General features: G+C 68.6%; 21 protein-coding genes and 2 pseudogenes. 10 read left to right on the top strand and 13 right to left on the bottom strand.

Translation table 11 applies throughout. The features are described 5' to 3' along the window. Positions 1-85: 85 nt before the first annotated feature. The gene (locus ACQP1V_RS21830) at positions 86-1,273 is read right to left on the bottom strand and encodes an MFS transporter (protein WP_433411165.1); all 1,188 of its coding nucleotides are present in this window, start codon (positions 1,271-1,273) and stop codon (positions 86-88) included. A gap of 126 nt (positions 1,274-1,399) precedes the next feature. On the opposite strand from ACQP1V_RS21830, the gene ACQP1V_RS21825 reads away from it, so the two are divergent. Then, positions 1,400-1,849, top strand: a complete 450-nt coding sequence (locus ACQP1V_RS21825; protein ID WP_433411163.1) for an ArsR/SmtB family transcription factor — start codon at positions 1,400-1,402, stop codon at positions 1,847-1,849. A 247-nt stretch (positions 1,850-2,096) separates the two neighbouring features. On the opposite strand, the gene ACQP1V_RS21820 is transcribed toward ACQP1V_RS21825, so the two are convergent. Beyond that, positions 2,097-2,789, bottom strand: coding sequence for a TetR/AcrR family transcriptional regulator (locus tag ACQP1V_RS21820; RefSeq protein WP_433411161.1), 693 nt, complete (start codon positions 2,787-2,789; stop codon positions 2,097-2,099). Between the two features lie 54 nt (positions 2,790-2,843). Here ACQP1V_RS21820 and ACQP1V_RS21815 point away from each other — a divergent pair, with 54 nt between their 5' ends. Next, complete coding sequence (locus tag ACQP1V_RS21815; protein WP_433411159.1) at positions 2,844-4,016, top strand: FAD-dependent oxidoreductase; 1,173 nt, start codon at positions 2,844-2,846, stop codon at positions 4,014-4,016. A gap of 133 nt (positions 4,017-4,149) precedes the next feature. On the opposite strand, the gene ACQP1V_RS21810 is transcribed toward ACQP1V_RS21815, so the two are convergent. Together ACQP1V_RS21810 and ACQP1V_RS21805 are read right to left on the bottom strand one after the other, a co-directional pair. Continuing rightward, complete coding sequence (locus tag ACQP1V_RS21810; protein WP_433411157.1) at positions 4,150-5,346, bottom strand: MFS transporter; 1,197 nt, start codon at positions 5,344-5,346, stop codon at positions 4,150-4,152. Between the two features lie 54 nt (positions 5,347-5,400). Beyond that, positions 5,401-5,994, bottom strand: coding sequence for a TetR/AcrR family transcriptional regulator (locus ACQP1V_RS21805; protein WP_433411155.1), 594 nt, complete (start codon positions 5,992-5,994; stop codon positions 5,401-5,403). A 347-nt stretch (positions 5,995-6,341) separates the two neighbouring features. On the opposite strand from ACQP1V_RS21805, the gene ACQP1V_RS21800 reads away from it, so the two are divergent. After that, the gene (locus tag ACQP1V_RS21800; protein ID WP_433411153.1) at positions 6,342-6,866 is read left to right on the top strand and encodes an RDD family protein; all 525 of its coding nucleotides are present in this window, start codon (positions 6,342-6,344) and stop codon (positions 6,864-6,866) included. 125 nt (positions 6,867-6,991) lie between these two features. Here ACQP1V_RS21800 and ACQP1V_RS21795 read toward each other — a convergent pair whose 3' ends face one another. Together ACQP1V_RS21795 and ACQP1V_RS21790 are read right to left on the bottom strand one after the other, a co-directional pair. Further along, positions 6,992-7,876, bottom strand: a complete 885-nt coding sequence (locus tag ACQP1V_RS21795) for a LysR family transcriptional regulator (protein WP_433411151.1) — start codon at positions 7,874-7,876, stop codon at positions 6,992-6,994. A 403-nt stretch (positions 7,877-8,279) separates the two neighbouring features. Beyond that, entirely contained in the window at positions 8,280-9,209 is a 930-nt protein-coding gene (locus tag ACQP1V_RS21790; protein ID WP_433411149.1) for a LysR family transcriptional regulator, read from the bottom strand. A gap of 157 nt (positions 9,210-9,366) precedes the next feature. On the opposite strand from ACQP1V_RS21790, the gene ACQP1V_RS21785 reads away from it, so the two are divergent. Continuing rightward, on the top strand, positions 9,367-10,539 hold the full coding sequence (locus tag ACQP1V_RS21785; protein ID WP_433411147.1) for an alpha/beta hydrolase: 1,173 nt from the start codon (positions 9,367-9,369) through the stop codon (positions 10,537-10,539). Here ACQP1V_RS21785 and ACQP1V_RS21780 read toward each other — a convergent pair. Further along, positions 10,536-11,516: a helix-turn-helix transcriptional regulator gene (locus ACQP1V_RS21780; RefSeq protein WP_433411145.1), complete on the bottom strand. Its 981-nt coding sequence runs from the start codon at positions 11,514-11,516 to the stop codon at positions 10,536-10,538. The genes ACQP1V_RS21785 and ACQP1V_RS21780 overlap by 4 nt on opposite strands. Positions 11,517-11,529: 13 nt before the next feature. On the opposite strand from ACQP1V_RS21780, the gene ACQP1V_RS21775 reads away from it, so the two are divergent. Then, entirely contained in the window at positions 11,530-12,024 is a 495-nt protein-coding gene (locus ACQP1V_RS21775) for an alpha/beta fold hydrolase (RefSeq protein WP_433411142.1), read from the top strand. 124 nt (positions 12,025-12,148) lie between these two features. On the opposite strand, the gene ACQP1V_RS21770 is transcribed toward ACQP1V_RS21775, so the two are convergent. Then, complete coding sequence (locus tag ACQP1V_RS21770; protein ID WP_433411140.1) at positions 12,149-13,324, bottom strand: erythromycin esterase family protein; 1,176 nt, start codon at positions 13,322-13,324, stop codon at positions 12,149-12,151. 222 nt (positions 13,325-13,546) lie between these two features. Further along, complete coding sequence (locus tag ACQP1V_RS21765) at positions 13,547-14,221, bottom strand: alpha/beta fold hydrolase (RefSeq protein ID WP_433411138.1); 675 nt, start codon at positions 14,219-14,221, stop codon at positions 13,547-13,549. Between the two features lie 154 nt (positions 14,222-14,375). Here ACQP1V_RS21765 and ACQP1V_RS21760 point away from each other — a divergent pair, with 154 nt between their 5' ends. The 3 genes from ACQP1V_RS21760 (at position 14,376) to ACQP1V_RS21750 (ending at position 16,847) form a co-directional block, all read left to right on the top strand. Continuing rightward, a complete protein-coding gene (locus ACQP1V_RS21760) occupies positions 14,376-14,990 on the top strand; it encodes a TetR/AcrR family transcriptional regulator (RefSeq protein ID WP_387409920.1) in 615 nt (204 codons plus the stop codon). 414 nt (positions 14,991-15,404) lie between these two features. Beyond that, complete coding sequence (locus ACQP1V_RS21755; protein WP_387409918.1) at positions 15,405-15,698, top strand: hypothetical protein; 294 nt, start codon at positions 15,405-15,407, stop codon at positions 15,696-15,698. Between the two features lie 228 nt (positions 15,699-15,926). Further along, the gene (locus ACQP1V_RS21750; RefSeq protein ID WP_387409916.1) at positions 15,927-16,847 is read left to right on the top strand and encodes a recombinase family protein; all 921 of its coding nucleotides are present in this window, start codon (positions 15,927-15,929) and stop codon (positions 16,845-16,847) included. Between the two features lie 9 nt (positions 16,848-16,856). On the opposite strand, the gene ACQP1V_RS21745 is transcribed toward ACQP1V_RS21750, so the two are convergent. Both ACQP1V_RS21745 and ACQP1V_RS21740 read right to left on the bottom strand, forming a co-directional pair. After that, entirely contained in the window at positions 16,857-17,261 is a 405-nt protein-coding gene (locus ACQP1V_RS21745; RefSeq protein ID WP_433411135.1) for a PPOX class F420-dependent oxidoreductase, read from the bottom strand. Between the two features lie 22 nt (positions 17,262-17,283). Beyond that, a complete protein-coding gene (locus ACQP1V_RS21740) occupies positions 17,284-18,219 on the bottom strand; it encodes a zinc-binding dehydrogenase (protein WP_433411133.1) in 936 nt (311 codons plus the stop codon). A 158-nt stretch (positions 18,220-18,377) separates the two neighbouring features. On the opposite strand from ACQP1V_RS21740, the gene ACQP1V_RS21735 reads away from it, so the two are divergent. After that, positions 18,378-18,767 (top strand): MerR family transcriptional regulator, encoded by a 390-nt coding sequence (locus tag ACQP1V_RS21735; protein ID WP_387409911.1) that lies wholly within the window; start codon positions 18,378-18,380, stop codon positions 18,765-18,767. Positions 18,768-18,824: 57 nt separating this feature from the next. Continuing rightward, positions 18,825-19,196, top strand: a complete 372-nt coding sequence (locus ACQP1V_RS21730; protein WP_433425915.1) for a recombinase family protein — start codon at positions 18,825-18,827, stop codon at positions 19,194-19,196. Here ACQP1V_RS21730 and ACQP1V_RS21725 read toward each other — a convergent pair. Together ACQP1V_RS21725 and ACQP1V_RS21720 are read right to left on the bottom strand one after the other, a co-directional pair. Beyond that, positions 19,094-19,573: pseudogene (locus ACQP1V_RS21725) on the bottom strand (MerR family transcriptional regulator); the annotation flags it as partial. The gene ACQP1V_RS21730 and the pseudogene ACQP1V_RS21725 overlap by 103 nt on opposite strands. A gap of 191 nt (positions 19,574-19,764) precedes the next feature. Further along, a pseudogene (locus ACQP1V_RS21720) lies at positions 19,765-20,559 on the bottom strand (IS5 family transposase); the annotation flags it as partial. Between the last annotated feature and the right edge of the window lie 98 nt (positions 20,560-20,657).

Below are 20,657 nucleotides of genomic sequence, written 5' to 3'. Positions count from 1 at the left end.
CCGACCCGAGGTCACCTCCACTGAGGATCCGCCGAGCCCCGGAGCCGACAACGACTCCGGGGTCCGTGGCGGGCCCATCGGGGCGTTACGCCTCGGCCTTCTCCGGGGTGGAGGGGGCCGGCACAGGTGCCGCGGGCGAACGGCGGTGTGCGGTGGCCAGGTGGTAGAGCAGGGCCAGGATCGTGACACCGGCGGCGGGCAGCCCCAACGCGGCGGGCACGATGGCGAACCACTCCTGCACCAGTCCACCCAGGCCGCCACCAAGAGCTATCCCGACGTAGATGGCCGAGGAATTGAGGCCGAGCAGAACCGGTGCTGCGGCCGGGTTGAGGGCGATGAGCCGGTGCTGTTGGGGTACGACGATGACACCCAGGGCCGCGCCCCAGATCGCGGCCCATGCCAGGGTGGACACGAGCGTGGCGGTCGCCACCGAAGTGAGGGCAAGGGCGACGGCGGCGATGGTGAGGGGACCGGTCAACACGTGCGCGGGGTCGTGCCGGTCGACCATCCGTCCGGCGATGATGTTTCCGGCCAGGACGCCGATTCCCCAGGCCAGCAGGATGACGGCGAGCAGCGATTCGGAGCCGCCGGTCGCATCCCGCAATGCCGGGCCGATGTAGGTGTAGAGGGTGTAGGCGCCGAGGAAGACCAGCGTGGTGACGGCCAGCAGCGCGAGGACCCGGCCCTGCTTGAGCGGGCGCAGCCGGGCGCCCAGTGAGGCGGCGGGGAGCGTCACCTTGGGCAGGCCGGCGGCGATCCCGAGGGCCGCGACGAGGCCGATCCCGGCGACGGCCCACAGGGTGATGTGCCAATCGGTACGGCCGATCAGCGTGCCGAGAGGAAGACCCAACGCCGTCGCCAACGTGAGACCGCCCATCACGAAGGCCAGGGCCCTGCCTCGGCGTTCCGGGGGTGCGATGGCCCCCGCAGTGCTGGAGGCGGCGGAGTTGATCATTCCGGCCCCGACCGCGGTGACGATGCGGGCGATCATCACCAACTCGTAACTGGTGCCCAGGGCGGTGACAGCGTTGCCGACCACGAAGATACACAACGCGATCAGCAGCGCGGTCCGCCTGTCCAGTCCACTGGTGAGCGCGCCCATGACGGGCGCTGACAGGGCCATCACCAGGGCGAACACCGTCACCAACTGCCCGGCGGCGGGAGTGGAGACCTGCAGGTCGGTGGCGATGGCCGGGAGCAGGCCCGCGATGACGTAGCTGTCGGTGCCGACGGCGAAGGTCGCCAGGGCCAGCGGAAGAAGTCGTTTCAACACCGGGTGGTGCCACCTTTCCAGAGGGACCTCAGAAGTACCGAGGGGAACCCTAGGCAATATATGGATGCTTGTCCATGTATCCATATGTTGATAGCGTGGCGGGTGTGCGGAACACAGGGGGCGGCGATGCGTGAGGTGTCACAACCGGCGACCGAGGCCATCCGGCTGGTGGAGGTGCTGCGCGCTCTGGCTGATCCGGTGCGGCTGGACCTCGTCCGGCGGCTCGACCAGATGGGCGAGGACTTCTGCAACGCGATCGGCGCCGAAATCGACGTGCATCAGACGACGCTGTCGCACCACTACCGGGTGCTGCGTGAGGCCGGCGTGACGTGGACGACTGTGCAGGGTCGATCCCGGCTGGTACGGCTACGCCGGAACGATCTCGACACCCTGTTCCCCGGCCTGCTTGACTCCGTACTCAACGCCCAACGTCGAACATTCGACACCGCGACCACCAGCACCGTCGAGACGCCGCCTCAAGACGCTGACCAGCGTGATCGAGTTCGGCTCCAACAGCGAGGGCGCGCGGGCACCGGCGGCGATGAAGCAGTTGCCCCGGCTGCTGGCCGGCAGTAAGAAGAAGGTCGACCTTCACCTGCCGGAGGATCCCGGACAGTTGCTCGCCTAGCGCACGATGGTGCTGCACGTGTGCTGCACTGACCGAGAAGTACGCCACGGTGCGACCGTTCCTGCAGCAGTTGGGCGCGTCGAAGGCGCAGCACGGTCGTCCGGCGTCAAAGCTTGCCGTTGAACCAGTCGAGCAGGTAGGGCGCAGTCTGGCGGGGTCATGCGGCGCCGGGATGCGACCTGGGAATCCTGAGCGTCAGGCCGGCGGCTGGGCGAGTTTGACGGCGACGGCGTCGAGGATCCAGTCCAGGCCGGTTGTGAAGGACGTCTCGGCGTCCACCTCCGTGCCGTCGTGCACGGCCTTGGCCAGCGCGGGGAAGCGGCCCGTGGCCAGCATCCTGCTCACATGCGGGCCGTAGGCGCGCTGCCAGTCGCGCTTGGACAGGCCCGTGGCGCGCTCGGCCCGCAGGTTCGCGATCTCGCGCCTGATCGCGCCAGTGATGTAGGCGCTGACGGTCTCCACGGCGCGCATGACGGTGTCGAGGTCGGCGAGGCCGTCGAGGGCGGCCAGCGTGCCCTCTCCCACGGCGAGGGCGTTCGGGCCCAGGCTCGGACGGCCGCCGAGCAGGTCGGCGAGCCATTCGTGACGGAGGGCGGCCTGCCTGGTGCGGTGGGCGTGGGCGCGCAGCACCTCCCGCCAGTCGCCGGGCCGCTCCTCGGGAAGGAGCTCGGCGTGGACCTCGTCCACCATGAGGTCGAACAGCTCTTCCTTGGTGGAGATGTATCCGTACAGCCGCATCGGGCCGGCGTCCAGCCGGGCGGCGACTTTGCGCAATGACACCGCCTCCAGCCCGCCCTCGTCGGCCAGTGAGATGGCGGCGGCAACGATTCGCTCGCGGTCGAGCGGGGCGGGGCGAGTCGGCGGCTCCGGCCGGTCCCACACAGTCATGGGTTACATCGTACTGTTGCGATACGCCGTATTGCCTTAATACAGTGTATCGACATGAGCCATCGTATCGCCGTGATCGGGGGCGGCCCCGCCGGCCTTACCTTCGCCCGCGTCCTGCGCCACCACGATCACCCCGTCACCGTCCTCGAACGCGATCCCGCCCCCGACGCCCGGCCCCCGGGCGGCACGCTGGACCTGCACGAAAAGATGGGCCAGCTCGCGCTGGCCAAGGCGGGACTGCTGGCGGAGTTCCAGGCGCTGTCCCGTCCCGAGGGGCAGGCCATGCGCATCCTGGACATGGACGGGACTGTCCTGCGCGACTGGCAACCCCGTCCGGATGACCAGGCCAATCCCGAGATCGACCGTGGGCAACTCCGTGACCTGCTGCTCGGCCCCCTGGACGTTCAGTGGGGGCGGGGCGTGACGGAGGTGGTGCCGGGGACCCGGGATGGCGTGCTGGTCCGTTTCGCGGACGGGCGACAGGAGACGTTCGACCTCGTGGTCGGCGCGGACGGCGCCTGGTCCCGGGTCCGCCCGGCAGTCTCGTCCGCGACGCCGCACTACACCGGCGTCACCTTGGTCGAAACCTCCCTGGACGACGTCGACACCCGCCACCCCGACCTCGCCCGGCTGATCGGCGACGGTTCCATGGCTGTGTACGGCGTGAACCGCGCCCTCGTCGCCCAGCGCAACAGCGGCGGCCACGTCAAGGTGTACGCCCAGTTCCGCGCGCCGCTGGACTGGCACACGAACCCGGACCGGCATATGGGCCTGAACCGGCGCGCAGGTCTGGACGCTGGCCTGGGCCTGGCCGACGTCGAGGCCGTGCGATCAACGGTGCTGGCGCTGTTCGACGGCTGGGCCGCTCCCGTCCTCGACCTTCTCCGCCACGGCACCGCTTTCGTCCACCGCCCCCTCTACGTCCTGCCCGTGTCCCACACCTGGGCCCACGTCCCCGGGGTGACGCTATTGGGTGACGCCGCCCACCTGATGCCCCCATTGGGGGTGGGCGCGAACCTCGCGATGCTGGAAGGCGCCGAACTCGCCGAGTCCGTCGCGGCCGCCCCCGGCCCCGACGATCTCGACGAGGCCGTCCGCGCCTTCGAGGAACAGATGTGGGCACGGGCCGGCAGGTGGGCGAAGATCACGGCGGCGGGTCTGGAACGCCTCGTGAGCCCGGACCCCACCGAAGCCCTCGCCCTTTTCGATGAAGTTCAGCCATCCTGACTGCCAAACGCGAGAGCACCAGCGGCTCACCACAGCTTCGCGAGGCAGCACGGCACCACTGCGGTGGCCGCCCGTTGCGCGGTTCGGTCCATGCACCGCGTCGGTGGGTGGTGGATTCGGTTTGTGCGGCGCGTCAGTGGGTGGTGGCGGCTTCGACGCGCTCCTGAGCGAGGCTCTCCGTCGATGACTGCGCCCTGGTACGGCCAAGCTCGGGCAGGAGGGACACCATCCCGAGTACGGCCAGCCCGACGCCCAGCCAGAGGGGGGCGCGCAGCCCGAAGCCGTCGATGACCAGCCCGCCGACCGAGGAACCGATGATCACCCCGAGGGTGATGAAGGAGGCGTGGACGGTGTTGACCAGCGGCCCCGGGTTGCCGACGCGCTGGACGCGTACGGCCATCGCCGGGTTCATGGTCACTCCAACCAGCCCGACGCCCAGCATGGCGATCACCGCGGGGACGCTGAGGTGGGCGAATATCGCGAACCCGGCCAGGAAGATCGTGTTGAGGATCAGCCCGGACAACAGGACGCTGGTGGTGTGCTTGTCGGCCAGGCGTCCGACGATGTGGTTCCCGATCACGGTGGCTGCGCCGTACGCGACGAGCAGGAGGGGAACGGCCCCCGAGGTGAACCCGGTGACCTGGGTGAGGATTGGACTGAGATAGCTGAAGGCGGCGAAGGTCGCGCCGATGATGAGGGTGCTGGTCGACAGCGCCAGCCACAGCCGGCCGTTCCTGAAAACCGCCATCTCCTGCCTGAAGTTGCTGTTGCCGCCGTCAGCGCGCCCGAGCCTGGGAACGCCCGTCATCGTGGCGAGTGCGGCGATGACGGTCAGGGCGCCGACGGCCCAGAAGGCGGCGCGCCAGCCGAGCTGCCCGCCGATCAGTGTGGACAGTGGCAGCCCGAGCAAGGTGCCGAGCATCAATCCGTTCAAGACGATGGCGAGGGCGCGGCCGCGTACCTCTGGGCGGCTCAGCTGGACCGCCACCGAGATGGCGACCCCGAAGAACGCCTGGGAAGCGACGCCGGTAATTACGCGAGCGACCATCATGATCGAATAGGAGGGCGCGACAGCCGCGAGCACGTTGCCTACCAGAAAGATTGCAAACAGCAGCATGAGCGCGGGTTTCGGGCGTATCCGTACCAGCGCGACGGTCATCAGCGGCCCGCCCGCCGACATGGCCACCGCGAAGGCGGTGATCAGATAGCCGATTTGGGAGATGGTCACGCCGAGTCCGCCTGCCATCTCGGGCATCAGGCCTCCGACGGCGAACTCGCTGGTCACCATGGCGAAGATGCCTATGGCCAGGACGTAGACGGCTCTGGGCAAGGGACTCCTTTTTGCATCAATCGGTGTAGAACTTAGGCATGAAAAAAGCAGAGGTCAGGCCAGGGCGTCCATGGCGGTAGCCGCGATGGCCTCGATGGTGGCGTCGTCGGCGCCGCCCTGAGCGGCCACCCGGATCCCGGCGATCACGGCGTTGACGAACCTGGCGAGCTCGGCGGGATCGCGGGTGGAGCTGATGTCACCGTCGACCTGCCCGCTCTCGATGACGGCGCTCAGGTTGACGACTCGCTGCTCGGTGTTGCGATCAAGCATCAGGGCGATCTCCGGGTCGCGGCCGGCGAGCTCCATCGTGGTGTTGACAGTCAGGCAACCGAGGCCGTAGCCGTCGCGCCGGTTCTCCGCCTCCGTCTGGAGGATCTTGGCGAACAGCGCGCGGATCCGCTCGATCGCCGGCAGCTCGTGATTGTCAAGGATCCGCAGCTGGTCGGCAGTGGTGGCGTCCATGTAGCGGGTCAACGCGCGTTTGAACAGCTCGCGCTTGTTGGTGAAGGCGTTGTACACGCTGCTGCGGTCCAGGCCGAGCGCCTCGCACAGATCCCTGGTCGAGGTCGACTCATAACCGTTCGCCCAGAACGTGCGCATCGCAGTGTCCAGGACCCGGTCCTCATCGAATGATCTCGGCCTCGCCATACGAGCACGTTACCGGTTTTGCATCAGTCGGTGCAATACGGGATGGCTACACGTTGCGGGAGCGGTCGCGTACCGGGACTTTCGTTCCGATGTTGGGTGGTTTGAGATCTACATGCGCTCGACGCAGGCCCATGCCGCCTCGTGCCCGGCTCACCGAACACGAGGCGGTCCACATGGAGGAGGCCCCGCACCCTCACTGCCCAGCCGATAGGGGGACGGTTGGCGAGCGGCCTGACCCGCCGCTGGCTGACCTGCGGGACGATCTCGATGAGCGGTGCCACAGGCCGCACAGTCGATGGCACCGGATACGGTGTCTTCGACGACCCCCCCGGACCCTGGAGACGAGCATGGCCGCGGCCTTGCGCAGAGTAGCGGCCACAGTGATCGACTACGGCCTGATCATGGCCTATGCGGGCGTGGTGGCGGCGGTCTATGTCCCGCTCTACTTCGCGGGGATCAAGCTGATCCCCGCCATCGACGGCCTCGGGAGCAGGATTCTCGCCCAGGTGGTCGCGGCGGCGATCCTCTCCGTCCCCGGCACGGTCTGGCTGGCCTCGCGGGAATGGTCCGCGTGGCAGGCGACGCCCGGCAAGCGCCTGCTCGGCCTCAAGGTGGAGACCCTCTCGGGCGCGCGTCCGAGCAGGTCGGTGGCGCTCGCCCGGACGGCGCTCAGGGTGCTCCTGCCGTGGGAGGTGGCCCACACCATGGTCTGGAATCAGCTCGCGTGGCCGAAGGGTGAGTTCGGCCCGCGCGACCTGACGCTGGCCATCGTCACCTACGGGCTGCTCGGCCTGTATGGGCTCACCCTGTTCCTGGGCTCGGGCCGGACCCCTTACGACCGGCTCTGCGCCACGAGGGTTGTCAGAGCTTAGGGAGTGCCTGACAAACGCTGCCCGTAGCAGGGCTTGATTTGTCAGACACGACCTCTAGGGCAGCTCGGTCGCTCCAGCTTCGCCTGCGACGGCCTCGGCGTTGACCTGCGGACGAGATTTCGGCCTTAAGGCGCTACCAGCGAGGCGGTCAGGTGGTCGCGGAAGCGGCGCGCCGCCTCGGACACGTAGGCCCCTTCCCGCCAGTACAGCCGCAGTACCCGCTCGGCACCGGGAGCGGCCAGCCGTACGGGAGAGAACGGCACCCGCGACGCCAGCGGCGAGCGGAGATACCACGCGGGCCCGAACCCCACGCCGAGCCCGGCGCCGACCATCTCGATGGCCGTGGTGGCCTCGTCGATCTCACAGGCGACCACCAGCCCCAGCCCGGCCTCGGAGAACAGCCGCTCGGCCAGCGTGCGCTGCCAGATCCCCGGCCGGGTGGTGACGACGGGTTCGCCCGCCAGATCGGCCATGGTCACCTCCCGTCGGCCCGCGAGCCGATGCCCGAGCGGCACGCCGAGCCAGACTTCCTCGCGGACGAGCTCCTCATGACCCAGCCCCGGCCCGTCAAGCACCTCGGAGGCCAGGCAGAAGTCGACCTGTCCCTCGCTCAGCCGCTCGGCCATGACCTCCGGTGTCGCCTGGAAAAGACGCACGGCGACGCCTGGATGCTCGGCGATGAAACTCTTGACCGGTGCGGTGACCGTGAGCAGCGTCTCCGAGGCGAGCGAGACGCTGCCGCGGGTGTGGCCGGCGGCGTCGGTGAGTTCGCGCCTGGCGTCCTCCAGCTCGGCCAGGGCTCTGTCCACCCGGCGCCGGAACGCGGCGCCGAACCGGTTGAGACGGATCCGCCTGCCATGCCGGTCGAACAGCGGCACCCCCAGGTCGGCTTCCAGTCGCGCGATGGTCCGGCTGAGCGAGGGCTGGGCGACGCGGAGCTCTTCGGCCGCCTTGCTGATGTGCTCATGGCGCGCCACGACTTGGAAATAGCGCAGCGACAGGAGATCCATTATACCTCTGGAGCTATGAATATATTGAAAAACTGGGCTTTGGAAGCATATAGCGGTCCTCCCTGTGATCATCCGCGAGGATGCGATCTTTGGAGGTTCGGTGCCGTTCGGGTATCTATTCACTGTGGCGCTCGTCGCTATCGGCACGCTGTTCGCGCTACGGCCGCTGCCGTTCTGGGGCCCGTTGGGGGTCAGCTCGCATAGGCCCAAAACCATACATTGAGTGGATCTTGCGGCAAGCGGCCCGCTCTTCGGGTGCCACATTGGCAGGACCGCGGCTGAGGAAGCTGCCGGCTAGGGGCGGTTCGGCGCCGCCAGACGGCCCGTCGGCGAGGAGGTTCTGGCGAAGAACAACCAGCCGGACCTGATCGGCGCGCGAGCCGAGTCCGGGCGTTGAAGTTAATCAACAGGTGGTGGCGGTCGGCACCGAACCGTTGGAGGAGTACAACCCCCCCGGTTGATGGCTATCGGCGGCCGCTCGGGCGAATGCGCGAATGAGTGGAGTTTCGCTCGAAGTACGCGATACGAAGCACCACTGACAGAGGGGGGCGTCTCGGATGGGGACGAAGGCCAGGCTGGGCCATGAGTAGAAGTCGGCCACCTCGGCGGTGACTGCGGCGGTGGCCTGGCCCGAGGAGACGACGCTGAGTGTCTCCTGCCAGGTAGTGACCTTGGGGCCACGGCGGACGGGGCGGCCTGAAGGGGTGTGCCGGGGGTTGAAGACCTCCTCCATGTAAGAGGGGATCGACCGGCCTTCGACCATGGTGCAGTCGCCGAGATCCTCAAGGCAGATGGTGTCTTGTTCCGCGTAGGGGTGGTCGGCGGAGACCATCAGCAGCACTTCGGAGGTGTGCGGAGTCGGCCTGACGGTCAGGTCGGGTTCGCGAACCGGCAGCCATAGGTACGCCATGTCCAGGTCGCCCGACTTGAGCAGGTCCAGAGGGGAGGCCGGTTGGATCTCGCGGTGCTGGAGGCGGGCGTTCGGGTGGCGGGCCAGGAACAGGTCGATGATGTTCTTGATCTGCATGGAGTACGGGCCAAGGGTGCCGAGCGTCAGTGTTCCCGCGGTGCCGTCGGCGGTGGCCTGAGCAGTCGCGATCCCTTGCATGATCTGCAGGTAGCCGCCCTTGAGCGCTTGGTACAGCTGCTCACCGAGTGGGGAGAGGCGAACGGCTCGGGTGGTGCGGTCGAACAGGGGCGCGCCGATGCGTCGTTCCTGTTTCTTGATCGATTGGCTGACGCGAGCCGGGCTGATGCTCAGCCGCTCGGCGGTACGGCTGAAGTGCAGTTCCTCGGCCAGCGTCAGAAAGATCTCGATCTCTCGCATCTCCATGGGCGGGCCTCAGATTCCTTAGCTCAGGGTTAAAAGACGTTATCGGATCCGTCGTTGATGCGGTGCGAGTGGGTCGGGAAGGCTGGGGCGCGCGCAGAACGTCCCAGATGGGGGCGTGCTCGATGTCAGTTCAGAAGTTGTCGTCTTTGGAGGTTCGGTGCCGTTCGGGTATCTGTTCACGGTGGCGCTCGTCGCTATCGGCACGCTGTTCGCGCTACGGCCGCTGCCGTTCTGGGGCCCGTTCGGCCGTCAGAGCTACTACTTCGGCCTGGCCGCCAACGAGCTGCCATTCGCGGCCTTCTTCTGGATGCTGCTGCTCCCGACGGCGCTGGCGTTCGCCGAAGGCGACATCCAGTCGGCGGGCGGCTGGGCGGTCGTCGCCCTGGCCGCCGTGACCGCGATCGGGCTCGCGGTCATCGCCTACCGCGCGCTGGGCGAGCGGGCCAGGATCGAGCGCGCCATGGACGAAGGACTGGGCGCGGGATGGCGCGCCGCCATCGACGCCGACCTCAGCGCCGGACTGCGGCGCCGCCCCCCATGGGCCCGCATCCTGTTCCTGCCCATCCTCAAGCGCCGCCCGGACGTCCGGCGCGTGGCCAACCTCGCCTACGGCGACGCGGGCCTCCGCAACCTACTCGACCTCTACCACCACCGCTCGCGCCCCTCCGGCGCACCCGTCATGATCCACCTGCACGGCGGCACCTACTCCGGCGGACACAAGAACAGCCAGTCACTTCCCCTCCTCTACCACCTCGCCGGCCAGGGATGGGTGTGCATCAGCGCCAACTACCGGCTACGGCCGCAGGCCCAGCACCCGGACCACCTGATCGACCTCAAGAAGATCATCGCCTGGGTGCGGGAACACGCTCACGAGTACGGCGCCGACCCGTCGACGCTGTTCGTCGCGGGCAGCTCGGCGGGCGGGCACATGGCAGCGCTGGCCGCGCTCACCCCAAACGACCCCGCCTTCCAGCCGGGCTTCGAGGACGCCGACACCTCCGTGACCGGCGCCATCTACCTGAACGGCTGGTACGGCACCTACTTCGGCCAGGGCCCCGAATCCTCGCCGCTGGCCCACATCGCACCGGACGCACCGCCGTTCCTCGTGGCCCACGGCGATCTGGACCCGCAGGTGCCCGCGGCCGATGCCCGGCACTTCGCCGACCGGCTACGCCAGACCTCGGCCGCCCCCGTCGTCTACGCCGAGCTGCGCGGCGGGAACCACGCCTTCGACCTGTACCACTCGGTCCGCTTCGAGGCCGTCATCGACGCGATCGAGGGCTTCACCGCCTGGGTGAGATCACGGGAAAGAAGAGCCGTAGCCGGCTAGCCGGGACGTCCGCTCATGGGACTTCCATGTGGCGTTCCGAGCGCGTGGCCGATGCGTGCGTGCAACCTCTTGAAGTGCTCGACCAGTTCGGCCGGTTCGTGGACGGTGAAGTCGAAGCCGAGCAGGGTGACATGCAGGGCGAGCCCGTCCAGGGAGTTCGAGCCGGCGCGCAGGGTGCAGGTGCGCTCGTCGACGGCTTCGACCACCCCCGCGTCGGCCGGTACCCGCTCGGCGACCTGTGCCGCCGGGGCGTACATGGTGAAACGTGCCTGGTAGCGATAGCGGTCGACACCCACCGCCCAGGACGCGTACCCGCCGATGTCGCCGGACGGCGGCTCGCGCGGTGTGAACCGCGGACCGGCCGGGAGCCGCGGCCGCAGCCGGTCGACCCGGAACGTCCGCCAATCGGCCCGGTCGAGATCGTAGGCGACCAGGTACCAGCGGCGCCCGGCGTGGACCAGCTTGTGCGGCTCCACCGTACGGATGGTGTCCGTGCCGTCGTGATCGCGGTAGTCCATGCGCAGCCGCTGGTGGTCGCGGCAAGCCGTGGCGATCGTGGTCAGCACCTCCGCCGGGACCACCGCACCCGGACGGTGCTGCGCCACGGTGGCCGCGTCCAGCGCCGAGACCCGGTACCGCAGCCGCGCAGGCAGGATCTGTTCCAATTTGGCCAGGGCCCGCACCGACGTCTCCTCGATCCCCGCCACCGTGCCGTTCGCCGCGGTGCGCAATCCCACGGCGACCGCGACGGCCTCGTCGTCGTCGTCGAGCAGCAGCGGCGGCATGGCGGCCCCGGCGCCCAGCCGGTACCCGCCGACGTTCCCGATCGTGGCGTGCACCGGGTAACCGAGCTCGCGCAGCCGATCGACGTCACGGCGCACGGTGCGCACCGTCACCCCCAACCGGTCGGCCAGCTGCGGACCGGGCCAGTCCCGGTGCTGCTGCAGCAACGTCAACGCCGCCACCGCCGGGTTCATCCCGTTCGGCGGTGTGCCAGAGGGTACGGAGCTGACCGACGCCGAGCAGGCCCGGCTCGATCGGATGAACCGGTTCCTCTCCGATGGCAACGCCTACTTCCAGATCCAGGCCACGCGTCCGCACACGCTCGGTTTCGGCCTGGCCGACTCCCCGATCGGCCAGCTCGCCTGGATCGGTGAGAAGTTCCACGACTGGGCCCACCCTGCCGGCTCGATCGGACCCGACGATGTCATCACCCACGCGATGATCTACTGGCTGACCAACACGGGCGCCTCCTCGGCGCAGATGTACTACGAATCCATGCACACCAACAGCTGGCCAACGCCTTCGCAGGTACCCACCGGAGTGGCCAACTTCGCCGAGGACGTCGCGATCCGCCGATTCGCCGAACCGCTCAACAACATCACCCATTGGGCCGAGTACGACCGCGGCGGGCACTTCGCCGCGCTCGAGGTCCCCGACCTGTTCGTGGACGAACTGCGCACCTTCTTCCGCACCGTTCGCTGAACGCCTGGCCACCGCTGCCCTCGAACTGTCATCGGCCGCCCGGCATGGACCGTCCTCGCCATCTCGTGATCGTTCTCCGCATGGCCACTACGGAAGGCAGCTCAGCCTGACGCGTACGCGCCTGTCAACCCAGCTTTTTCAGCCTGACAGCCTGCTTGAGGAAGACGACGCCGTCGATCATGTCGAGCTGGGCCGGGTCCAGCGGGAAATAGGCGAAATCGCAGGAGATGCGCGGATCGGGCTTCGTGATGGCCTCGGCCAGGCGGCCGGCGTCGATGAGGGAGTGGTCCCACGGGAGCGTGGACAGGAGGCCCTCGACGGTGTCCGGGGACGGAACGTCGTCGCCGACCGTGCCGAAGGCCGAGGCCAGGAAGGCGTACCGGTCGCCCAGGTGCGTCGCGGTGATCGCTCCCGCGCTCCACCACTCCAGCGTCTGGTCGCCGAACGACATCGAGCTCTTGTTCCGCTGCAGGTGCAGGTTGCTGGCGAAGACCAGGGCCGGGCCGTGCTCGGCGACGGCACGCAGGTTGGCGGCCATCATCGCGTCCCGCAGAGCCGACAGCCGGGTCCACCGTGCCGGGGACGTGTCGGCCATCCAGTAGTGGTAGCGGAGCAGGCCGATGGCGGTGCGCCCGTACAGTGCCGCCCGCTCCCTGTCCTCCGCGCTCAGCTGCGGCGCCTGCGTGTCCAGCAGCGCCACCAGGTCGTCGGCGATCAGTCGCAGCCGCTGGGCATCGGCGGACTGGCCGATCGACTGGGACGGATCCATGGCCGTGGCCTCGTTCGACCACCGGTCGTCCGGGCCCAGCAGCGTGTCGAGGGTTTCCCGGGTTACCACAGCACGGGGGAGCGGTCCGTCGAGGAGGGCGTAGAGGGCGGTGAGCGCCTGGCGCGGGCTCGCCGCCCAGTACTCCAGAGGGCCGTCAAATCCGAAGAACCGGAGCTTTTCGTCATGCCCCTCGTTGTACGCCCGCATCCAGCGCACGAGCTCGCGGTTGGCCGGTGGCTCGCCGAAGCCGTGGCTGAAACCGCGTTCCATGACGTCATCGAGCGTGCCGGCGCCCGTCGTGATGTAGTCGTCCACCACGAGACCCATGAGACAGTCGCTCTCGATGGCAAACGACCGGTAGCCCTCGTGCTCGACCAGATGCCGGAAGATCTCGTTGCGCACCTCGCCCAGTTCCCCCACGAAGTGCCTGGCCTCGCCCAGGCCGAGCAGCTGGGGCTTGGCGGGCAGCGATCGGAGGAACGCCGATACGCCCGCGCCGTCGAGCGGACGGGCTGTGTCCTTGATGTCCATGACCTCAACGGTATCTTTGAACCTTCGGTGTAAACTTTTCGTGGGAATCTCCGCTTTCATCGCGATAAACCCTCAATCGGTGGTGCATCGCTGGCCGGGAAGATCTTCCACGGCAGGAAAGGCGAGATCTACCAGCGCTACTGCAAGGGCGTGGAAGACCAGCTCGGCGCGCTCGGCCTGGTGCTCAACTGCGTCACGGGTCCGATAGCCGAGATCGGTAGGTCAGCTGGTTTCGCCGGTTTCGAGCAGGATTTTCAGCAGGTCCTGCGGGGCGTCGCGCATGAGGTTGTGCCCGCTGTCGAGTGCGTGGGTGGTCCATGTGGGGTCCTGGCGTAGCCGCTGGTAGGTGGTAGTGAACGGTGATGGGGTCGGCCATCCTGCCGCATACACGTAGACGTCGGGGCGGCTGTGGGTGGGACTGCCGGTGAAGCGCAGTGGCTGCAGGAGGGAGGCGAGGGGGTGGGGTGTGGCTCGCGGGTCGAAGAAGGGCATCGGACGGACCGCGTCGCCGGACGCGGTGACCTCCAGGTACCACTGCCGTTCGTTATCGGAGACCAGGTCCCACATCGATTCGCCGTCGCCTGGCACGACGGCGTCCAGGTAGACCAGTGATCTGACGCGCTCGGGCATGCGGTCGGCGACTCCGGCGATCACCATTCCGCCGTAGCTGTGACCGACCAGGACCGCGTCCTGGAGGTGCTCGGCCGCCAGCACACCGGTCACGTCCTGGATGTGGGTGTCCAGGTTCACGCCGCCGTGCAGGAGATGGCTGCGCTCGGACAACCCGGTCAAGGTCAGGGGGTAGGGGCGGTGCCCGTGGGAGCGCAACTGTTCGGCGAGCTCGTGGAAGCACCAGCCGCCGTGGCACATGCCGGGAATCAGCACGAAGGTGGTCACTGTCGTTCTCCTTGTCCGGTGGCCGGCGAAGGCCGGCGTGCGGGTGATCTCAGGCTCCGGGTTTGGTGCGTTGCGGTGGCGGGCGGCGAGATCGAACCGATCGGTACGGCCTGTGACCCTAGCAGCTGATCGAACCGAGCGGTACCATCTGTGTGTGCCAGTGACCAAGGGAACGACGATCGACCCGGCGCGCACCCGCGCCGCCATCCTCCAGGCGGCCACCCCGCTGCTGTACCAGCGCGGACTCGACGGCATCGGCGTCGCAGAGCTGTGCACGCGCATCGGGGTGTCCAAGGAGACGCTCTACCGGCACTTCGGCACCAAGGACGGCCTCGTCGCGGCCATGCTGGAGGTACGCAGCCAGCGGGTGTTCGACTGGCTCGCCGCGGCCGTCGCGACGGCCGGAGACGACCCCGCAGACCAACTGGCCGCGATCTTCGACGCCCTGCGACAGTGGCATGACGAACCGACATTCCGCGGCTGCGCCGTGGTGAACGCAGCCGCCCAACACCACGACCACACCGTACGGGCCATCACCGCACGGCACCTGGACCGCTACCTCGACCTTCTCACCGGCATCGCCGCCCGCGCCGGAGCCGCCGCCCCCGCCGCCCTCGCCCGCCAGCTACTCATCCTGATCGAGGGCGCCACCGTCGTCGCCGCACACCACCCCATGACCGGAACCGCCGACCAGGCCCGCGACGCCGCCCTCACCCTGCTGGCGGCCGCCACCGCCACCCCGCACGACGGGCGAGGGCGGAGCACCTGATCCAGGAGACCGAGGCGCTGCGTTGTGCTCGGTGTCAGCGCCGAGTTGCCGAGCTCTTCCTGGAACTGGCCAGACGTGCGGCGGCCGACGGCCACACCGACGACAGTTCCGCAGCGGTGATCAAACCGTTCCGCAAGCGCTCTGCCCGGCGCGGCCCAAGAGCGCACGCGAAGGATTCGTCAGCGCCCGTCCGCTGGGCTGCCCGGCGCCCATAGCTGGGGGACGGCCGGAATACGCCGGAAAGACACCGCGAGAGCTAGACGCTTACCCCGGGAGCGGTGTCTGACGTGCTCAAACTTAGGTTTCAAGAAGGCATGGCCTCTTCACCGCGCAAGCCGATGACCACGGGTCGCATTCGGACGGCCCTGCGCCGTTTCGTGCGTGAGCGGCCCGCCCAGTCTCGCGCCTTCCTTGATGATCCGGTCCTGGCCCAGATCGACGCCGCCCGGTGGCTCGCCTCCCGAGCTGGAACTGGCCACCCGGGAGCTGGTAGTGACCGCGTGCCGGGGCGAGCGGCGCTACTCCTGGCGGCTGATCGGCGCGGCGATGGGCACCTCCGGCCAGACCGCTGGCAAATGGGCTCGCTCGCAGGATCTGCCCGTCGACGAGCCGACCACCGTCGACTGCACCGAGACCGTCGAGGAAGGGCGGGCACTCGTCGCCGCACTCCACAGCCGCCGCCATCATGGGCGGCCACGCAAGGTCTGAGCCAGTCGTCTGTGCAGTCGACGGCCAATCAACCGTGGGGGCGGAATCGACCGTCTACGCCCCCACCGTCGATCCAATGAGAACCCCGCGCCCGACCTGCCGAAACCGGGAGCCGATCCAATCGGATCCGATCCCCGCTTCCGCCCCCCCCTTTTCGCCCCCTAGAATCGCCGCCAGAGCCCGCCGGACGACCTCCCGGGCCACCGCGGGGAAGGGAACCGATCGGGCATGGCCGACCGCGTCTACCTGCGGCACTCCACCGACAAGCAGACCGACGCCCGCCAGCGGCACGCCCTGGCCGCGCTCCTGGCTTCCGGCGCCCCCGTCTACGACGACCCCGCCACCTCCAGCCGCCGGCCCTCCCTGGAGCGCGCCGGGTTCACCAAGCTGCTCCACGAGGCCGCCGTCGGCGACACCATCCGCATCGCCGACGCCGCCCGCCTGTTCCGCTCCGTCGCCGACATCCTCGCCCTGCGCCCCGTGCTGATCCGCCGCGGCCTGCACCTGCGCGTCGAATCCGGGCTGCTGTCGGGGATCGACCTGGCCGCCGACGACCCCGGCACCAAGATGATGGTCAACGTGCTGGCCTCGGTCCTGGAGTTCCAGCGCGACATGATCAGTGAGAACACCCGCCAGGGCGTCGCCGCCGCCGAGGCCTCCGGCAAGGCCCTCGGCCGCCCCACCGCCCTCGACGACGGCACGGCCGCCGACGTCGTCACCGCCTACCAGCAAGGGACCGCCGTCAAGGCCCTCGCCCGCGAGCACCACGTCGCGCCCAAGACCATCCGCCGCGTCCTGGACGCCGCCGGCGCCCGCCAGCTCCCCGACCAGCTCGACGCGCCCCCCGTCCCCGAGGAGCCGTCCGGCCCTGCCGCGGACACGCCCGTGACGCTCGACCTGCCCGGCCTGCTCGCCGACCACCTGCGGGCCGTCGGCGACGACACCATCCGCCAGGCGCTCATCTGGGGGCGGATCATCCGCCGCGGCAAGGGCTACTCCATCCGCCTCACCATGCCGCTCGAACTCCACCACGCCGCGCTGCAGCAGAGCGCAGCCCTCGCCGCCGAGGGCGCCGGGCCCGCCGAACGGAAAGCCCACAGGGTGTACGCGATCCGCATCCGAACGGCCAACGGCGGCAACCCTGCCTGAACCGGCTCGCTAAGGCCGTTGGGTGGTCGGTTGCTGCTCAGGCCCCGATTCGTCGAGGCCGAAGCTGATGATCCGCCGAGGGTGTATGCGGATGATCGCACCGTCTGTACCGGGCCAGGGACCGGCCGGGGTGTGTACCTGCTCGGCCGTGCCGCGGACCTCCAGGTAGCGGACTCGCCAAGGCTGTCGGGAGAGCACGTCGTCGATGACGAAGGCGACGCGGTCGTTACCGGCCACGTTACGGAATTTGCGGGTCGTGGCCATCGATCGACCGCCTATGTCGATCGTGTCGTAGTCGGTGTTGTAGCGGAACATGACCGGGTTGACCTGAACGGTACCGTCGGGTTGGACGGTTGCCAGCCGACCAAGGTCTTGCGTATGCATGTAGGCGATTTCGAGATCGGTGAAACGCATAGCAGATGCCTTCTGGCTCGGATCACACGCTGGTGGTGATCAGGGTCTTGCCGAACGCGGTGCGGCCCTCGATCGCGGCATGCGCGACCCCGGCCTGATCGAGCGGAAAGGTCTGCCCGATGACCGGCGCGATCACACCCGCGGCGGCCTCACGCAGCGCCTGCTCGACATAGCGTGTACGGTCGCGCTCGGACAGTTGCACCGCCTCGATACCGGTCACCGAGACACCTCGCTCGTCGGCGGCCTGCCGGTCGATGTTCGCGAAACGCCCGCTGGGTGTGCCGTGGGCTGAGAACCGTCCTCCGCGGGCGGTGAGTGTGAAGGCGGCTTCCCCTAGCGGGCCGCCGACATTGTCCAGCACGACGTCGGCACCGTGTTCGCCGAACACCGCTCGGGCCTGCTCGACCCAGTCCGGCCGAGCAGAGTCGACCGATGCGTCGGGACCGAGTCGTGCGACCCGCTCCAGCTTCGCGCCGCGGGCGACCGCGACCACATTCGCCGCGCGGGCGCGGGCGAGTTGTAGGCACAGCACTCCCAAGCCACCGCTGGCTCCGACCACGAGCACCCCGTCCTGTGGACCGACCTTTGTCGTGTCGAACAGGGCGAGGGCGGTCACTCCGTCATGCAACAGGGCCGCGGCCACCGTGAGGTCAATGCCGTCGGGCACCGCCACCACCGCCTCCGCTGCGACCACGGCGCGATCGGCGTAACCGCCCTCCCCGCGGGTGTGCGCCACCACTCGGCGACCGCGCAGGTTCTGGTCGACCCCCGCACCGGTCCGTACAACCCGGCCGGCGACGCCGTTCCCGGGCACATACGGCGGGCGCATCGGCCAAAAGCCCTGGCCCGCCCCTGAGCGCACCATCGTCTCCAGCCACAGCGTGTCGATCACCTCAACACTGATCAGGACCTCCCCGGCGCCCGGCGCAGGATCGGGTGTCTCGACCAACTCGAACACCTCCGGCCCACCGAACCTCGACACCGTCGCTGCACGCACCACACCCACGCCCCGTTCTGCTGCTCGTCCCGACACGGCTGATCGCCGGCTTCCGCTTTGCGGTGCTCGCTATGCTAGGAGTTCAACATTGGTTGAAGTCAAGCGTGTGGAGGGTCACCATGACCGGCAGCGTCACCGTGCAGCCGTATTTGACAGTCGGGGATCTGGCTCGCGCGAGCGGGGTGGCGCCCTCAGCCGTGCGGTTTTACGAAGCCCACGGCCTGCTCACCAGCGAACGTACAGCCGGTAACCAACGCCGATTCCGTGAACCAGATGTCTGCCGGACCAAGGTCATCGGCGTAGCCCAACGTGTCGGGCTGTCCATCGCGGAGATCAGAGCACTCTTTGCCGAGCTCCCCGCCGTCCCGGCTCCCGCCGACTGGGGGCACCTGACCGGGCGCCTCATGGCGGAGGCTAACCACCGGATGCAACAACTGCGACACGTCCTCGACGACATCGCAAGCAGCGAGAAACTATGTGAACTCCAACCCGCCAACCGGACTTCCTGACTTCAGCGAGAGCATGCCTGCTGCGTCCACAGGGGATCGGTCCCCGACGCCCGCGACATCGGCGACACCCTGGTCGCCCGTGGCGCCCGCCTCCCCCTCGGCGGGAGCGTCTACGACCCGGCCGACCCCATGAGCAAGATGTTCTTCAACATGCTGGCCGTCTTCGCCGAGTTCGAAGCCGACCTGCTCAAGATGCGCACCCGCGAGGGCATAGCCATCGCCCGCTCCCACGGCAAGCTCAAAGGACGCCAGCCCAAGCTCACCGCCCGCCAGCAAGCCGAACTGGTGCGGACGTCGATCTTGTGGTCGATGAGCCTGAGGTTCTCCTGTATCTCAGCGAGCTTGGCGGTCACCTCGGCGCGGTGGGCCTCCAGGAGAGCAAGCCGCTCCTGCTCATTGCCGCGCCCCGTGGAGACGAGCTGGGCATAGCGGCGGATGGCCCTGATGGGCATGCCGGTGGCCCGCAGCTTCGTGCAGATGACGATCCACTCAAGGTCGAGCTGCTGATAGCGCCGCCGTCCGCCGGCGGTGCGGCTGACGGGAGTGACGACCAGGCCGGCGCGTTCGTAGTAGCGCAGGGTGTGCACGCTGACGCCGGTGCGGCGGGCAGCTTCGGCGATGCCCAGGCCCGCCTCGGGGTCAGAGCGAGCGGCTCCGGGTAGCGGCAGCGGATTGACTTCGAGCACGCTCGAAATCCTAGCGTCGGGCCGATCACTGAGAGCCTGCTGACAAAGGCTTAAGTGCGCGTGGGCATGGGGCCATAGAGAGCTGGTCCGATCTTGTTGATGTAGCCCTGGTGTGACCATTGGGACAGTTGGACACGGAAGCTGTTGACGTTCTCGACCCCGAGGATGGCGGCCAACTCGGCCCCTTTCCAGGCCCGCCAAGGCTGGGCGGCCAGGAGTTCCAGGACCTTGCCGCGCCGGTCCGGACTGGACAGGTCAGGAAGCGCAGGCGGGTCGCTCCAGCGGCCATGGGGCGGTTGGCCTGCGAGTTCACGGGTCAGGCGGCGGGTCATCTGATGCACGGTGGCCCACCAGATCATGGCTTCGTGGTGTCCGGGCTTGCGTTCGTAGATCCGGACGAGCCGACGGTAACGGGCCAGCCAGGCGAACGTTCTTTCCACCACCCACCTGCGGGGCAGGACGACGAAGCCGCGGATATCGTCCGAGCGCTTGACGATGGTGACAGCCAGGCCGAGGACCTGCCTGGCCCAGCTCAGCAGGCGTCCGGCGTAACCGCCGTCCGCCCACACCAGCGTGATGGTGGAGAACTTCTCCCGCAGCCGAGCCAGCAACGGGTGTGCGCCATCACGGTCTTGGACCGACGCGGCGGTGACGATCACGCACAGGAGCAATCCGAGCGTGTCGACCGCGATATGCCGCTTCTGCCCCTTCAGCTTCTTGCCCCCGTCGTAACCGCAGTCCGCGGCCGGGACGGTCTCGGCTGCCCTGACCGTCTGGGAGTCGATACAGCCGGCTGTCGGCAGCTCTCCGCGCCCGGCCATGACCCGCAGGCGGCCGCGTAATCGCCCGGCGAGCCGTTCGGGCAGGCCGCGCCGGGACCACCGCAGGAAGAACGCATACACCGCCTCATGCGGGGGGAAGTCGACCGGCAGGGCCCGCCACTCGATCCCGTACCGGGCCACATACCCGATCGCGTCCAGCGCCGCCCGCAGATCATGGACCATCGGCCTGCCCGTGGTCGCGACCAACTCGGCCATCACCGCCCGCGCCTCGCCTGCCAGCACTCCCCGCTCGGCATCGGTCAGATCCGACGGATAGGCCGGCATCCGGTCATGACATCGGCACCCCGGTGAGGCGCAACCACTGGCGCTCACGGACACGGGCGTGTAAACAGACAACCACGGGCTCCTGGCCGCCGAGTTGC

This window comes from Microtetraspora malaysiensis, assembly GCF_050947145.1.
Lineage (GTDB): Bacteria > Actinomycetota > Actinomycetes > Streptosporangiales > Streptosporangiaceae > Microtetraspora_A > Microtetraspora_A malaysiensis.
This window is presented reverse-complemented; position numbering and strand designations above follow the sequence as displayed.

Bases quoted from the DNA above. Each gene is read 5' to 3' on its own strand.
- ACQP1V_RS21825 (WP_433411163.1), top strand. From the start codon at position 1,400: ATGCGTGAGGTGTCACAACCGGCGACCGAGGCCATCCGGCTGGTGGAG.
- ACQP1V_RS21820 (WP_433411161.1), bottom strand. From the start codon at position 2,789: ATGACTGTGTGGGACCGGCCGGAGCCGCCGACTCGCCCCGCCCCGCTC.
- ACQP1V_RS21815 (WP_433411159.1), top strand. From the start codon at position 2,844: ATGAGCCATCGTATCGCCGTGATCGGGGGCGGCCCCGCCGGCCTTACC.
- ACQP1V_RS21805 (WP_433411155.1), bottom strand. From the start codon at position 5,994: ATGGCGAGGCCGAGATCATTCGATGAGGACCGGGTCCTGGACACTGCG.
- ACQP1V_RS21800 (WP_433411153.1), top strand. From the start codon at position 6,342: ATGGCCGCGGCCTTGCGCAGAGTAGCGGCCACAGTGATCGACTACGGC.
- ACQP1V_RS21795 (WP_433411151.1), bottom strand. From the start codon at position 7,876: ATGGATCTCCTGTCGCTGCGCTATTTCCAAGTCGTGGCGCGCCATGAG.
- ACQP1V_RS21790 (WP_433411149.1), bottom strand. From the start codon at position 9,209: ATGGAGATGCGAGAGATCGAGATCTTTCTGACGCTGGCCGAGGAACTG.
- ACQP1V_RS21780 (WP_433411145.1), bottom strand. From the start codon at position 11,516: ATGAACCCGGCGGTGGCGGCGTTGACGTTGCTGCAGCAGCACCGGGAC.
- ACQP1V_RS21770 (WP_433411140.1), bottom strand. From the start codon at position 13,324: ATGGACATCAAGGACACAGCCCGTCCGCTCGACGGCGCGGGCGTATCG.
- ACQP1V_RS21755 (WP_387409918.1), top strand. From the start codon at position 15,405: ATGATCCGGTCCTGGCCCAGATCGACGCCGCCCGGTGGCTCGCCTCCC.
- ACQP1V_RS21750 (WP_387409916.1), top strand. From the start codon at position 15,927: ATGGCCGACCGCGTCTACCTGCGGCACTCCACCGACAAGCAGACCGAC.
- ACQP1V_RS21745 (WP_433411135.1), bottom strand. From the start codon at position 17,261: ATGCGTTTCACCGATCTCGAAATCGCCTACATGCATACGCAAGACCTT.
- ACQP1V_RS21735 (WP_387409911.1), top strand. From the start codon at position 18,378: ATGACCGGCAGCGTCACCGTGCAGCCGTATTTGACAGTCGGGGATCTG.